Source organism: Acinetobacter guerrae, from assembly GCF_009372255.1.
In the GTDB taxonomy this organism is placed as follows: Bacteria; Pseudomonadota; Gammaproteobacteria; order Pseudomonadales; family Moraxellaceae; genus Acinetobacter; species Acinetobacter guerrae.
Genome location: NZ_LXGN01000058.1, coordinates 48,504 through 50,924, shown reverse-complemented (window position 1 = coordinate 50,924; position 2,421 = coordinate 48,504). Strand labels below are relative to the sequence as shown.

General features: G+C 40.3%; 3 protein-coding genes and 1 pseudogene. All 4 read left to right on the top strand.

Annotated elements, in window-relative coordinates; all coding sequences use genetic code 11:
• The first annotated feature begins 280 nt into the window (after window positions 1–280).
• The gene (gene ybgC / locus A7A69_RS15565; RefSeq protein ID WP_120370213.1) at window positions 281–682 is read left to right on the top strand and encodes a tol-pal system-associated acyl-CoA thioesterase; all 402 of its coding nucleotides are present in this window, start codon (window positions 281–283) and stop codon (window positions 680–682) included.
• Window positions 683–714: 32 nt separating this feature from the next.
• Entirely contained in the window at window positions 715–1,413 is a 699-nt protein-coding gene (gene tolQ / locus A7A69_RS15560; RefSeq protein WP_120370214.1) for a protein TolQ, read from the top strand.
• Window positions 1,413–1,859 (top strand): protein TolR, encoded by a 447-nt coding sequence (gene tolR / locus A7A69_RS15555; RefSeq protein ID WP_044433715.1) that lies wholly within the window; start codon window positions 1,413–1,415, stop codon window positions 1,857–1,859. Before tolQ ends, tolR begins: the two co-directional genes overlap by 1 nt.
• Window positions 1,860–1,862: 3 nt before the next feature.
• Window positions 1,863–2,421: pseudogene (locus A7A69_RS16930) on the top strand (protein TolA); the annotation flags it as partial.

Sequence of the window (2,421 nt, the reverse complement as noted above, 5' to 3'; positions counted from 1 at the left end):
TGTAATAACTTCAATATGTTCCATAAGGCACTCCTTAAACCTAGTTCTATGACTAGGTCTTAATTGAGAAGTGTCCGTTTTAATTCGGGGCTAATACATTAGGAAACTTGTCTAAGCTCGGCACCATATAATCTGGTGTCTTAAGCCAATCCATAAAAAAAGCAATGTGTTAAACTGCAAACCTTCATAATACCTTGTTTACAACAAGTTTTTATTGAAAAAAGTAGTGCCTCCACAGTAGTTTAAAATTTATATTTAGTGTAAAAATTGGAACATGATTATGGCTAATCTTTTTGAGTTCAAAATTCGTGTATATATTGAAGATACAGATGCTGGTGGTATCGTTTATCATGCCAATCATATCCGCTTTATGGAACGGACTCGTACAGAATGGCTACGTGCTTCAGGCATCGACCATTACTGGCACCAAAAAGATTATAATTTTGTTGTACATAAAATCGCATTAAAATACATGCGCCCTATTATGATGGACGACATGATTACTGTTACAGCGAGTGTAGTTTCATGTAAAGCTTCGTCATTTGTATTGCAACAAAATATTTATCGTGGTGAAATCATGCTTGCTTCTGGCGAGGTTGAGCTTGCATGTTTAAATACAGAAATGAGACCACGCCGACTTCCTGATGAAATTCGCAATCTTATTCTTAAAGAACTGGAATAAGATTAAAAAAACATACTTTGGCACATGTAACTATGGCAACACAGATCCAATCTTCTTTACATATTTCTGATCTTATTTTACAAGCAAGTCCCGTCGTTCAAGCAGTCATGCTTTTGCTACTTCTGGCTTCAATTTATAGCTGGTATCTGATCGCCAAGTTACATATGGGCTATAAGAAAGCGGCCCAACAGGACGAGCATTTCCAAAAAATGTTCTGGTCTGGTGCCGAGCTAAATACGCTTTATAATAATGCCCAGTTAAATTCAAAACGTCACGGCCTTGAAGAAATTTTCTATCAAGGCTTAGGCGAGTTTTTTAAACTAAAAAAACGCCATGCAACTGCAAATCAAACCATTGAAGGAACTGAACGTATTTTACGTGTCGGTTTAAGCCGCGATCAAAGTGTACTTGAACAAGGGCTTGGTGCATTGGCCAGTATTGGTTCAGTTGCTCCTTATGTGGGTTTATTTGGAACCGTTTGGGGCATCATGAATGCTTTTATTGGCTTGGCTGATGTCGATCAAGTAACACTTGCTACCGTTGCGCCGGGTATTGCCGAAGCCTTGATTGCCACTGCGATCGGTCTATTTGCAGCCATTCCTGCGGTACTTGCCTTTAACCACTATACCGCCAAAGGCGAAGCGATTTATTCAGATCGTGCTCTTTTTGCCGAGGAAATGGTGGCATTATTACAACGTCAGTCTGTGGGTTCTACACAGGAAGAAGTTTAATGGCAATTCAGCGTTCAGGACGCTTTGAGCGTATCAAAAAACCATTAAAAAGTGATATGAATGTCGTGCCATATATTGACGTAATGTTAGTACTTCTGGTGATTTTCATGGTAACAGCGCCGATGATTACCAGTGGGATCAAAGTCGATTTACCACAAGCGACAAATACGCCGATTGAAACCAAAGAGCCTGCTATTGTCACATTAGGACAAGATGGCAATATTTATCTGCAATATAAAGATCATAAAAATGAACAGGTTTCTTTATCTCAGTTAAAAGAAATTTTAGGTGATGCACAAACTCAAGCAGATGAAAGCAATCAAAAAATAACAGTATTGGTTAACGGTGAAAAAACCAGACCATATGGTGATGTGGTTTCTTTAATGTCAAGCTTGCAAGAAGCGGGTTTAACACAAGTTGGTCTACTCACTGAGCCATTAAAGTAAGTTATGAAGAATTTTCAAAAGCCACCTTTTCAGGAAAAAGCAATTGCACTTGGTTTTACGCTTGGCGTACATGCCATTGCGATTGTCGGCTTACTTTATTTAGGTTTAAGTAAACCGCCTGAACCACCAAAAAAAATCACAACTGTGCTAGTCAATCCTGCAGATTTGGCAATTCCTATTCAAGAAGCAGAAACAACGAGCACCCAAGTTGCTGAACAAATTCAAACTACACAAGAACCTGAAGTTACAGCGCCTGTTATTCCGAGCAGTCCACCACCTACCCCTGCTTTAACCAAATCCACTGAAGCCATTGAAAAAGCCAAAGTGGAAGCAGCAGAAAAGGCGAAACAACAAGCCGACGCGAAAGCTGAAGCTGCGGCTAAAGCAAAACAGCAAGCTGACGTGAAAGCCAAAGCAGAGGCCGCGGCTAAAGCACAACAACAAGCGGATGCTAAAGCAGAAGCAGCGGAAAAGGCGAAACAACAGGCAGATGCCAAAGCTAAGGCAGAGGCAGCGGAAAAAGTAAAACAGCTGGCAGATACCAAAGCTAAAGCTGATGCAG

Excerpts from the sequence above, each read along its gene's own strand:
- ybgC (WP_120370213.1), top strand. The coding sequence starts at position 281 with ATGGCTAATCTTTTTGAGTTCAAAATTCGTGTATATATTGAAGATACA.
- tolQ (WP_120370214.1), top strand. The coding sequence starts at position 715 with ATGGCAACACAGATCCAATCTTCTTTACATATTTCTGATCTTATTTTA.
- tolR (WP_044433715.1), top strand. The coding sequence starts at position 1,413 with ATGGCAATTCAGCGTTCAGGACGCTTTGAGCGTATCAAAAAACCATTA.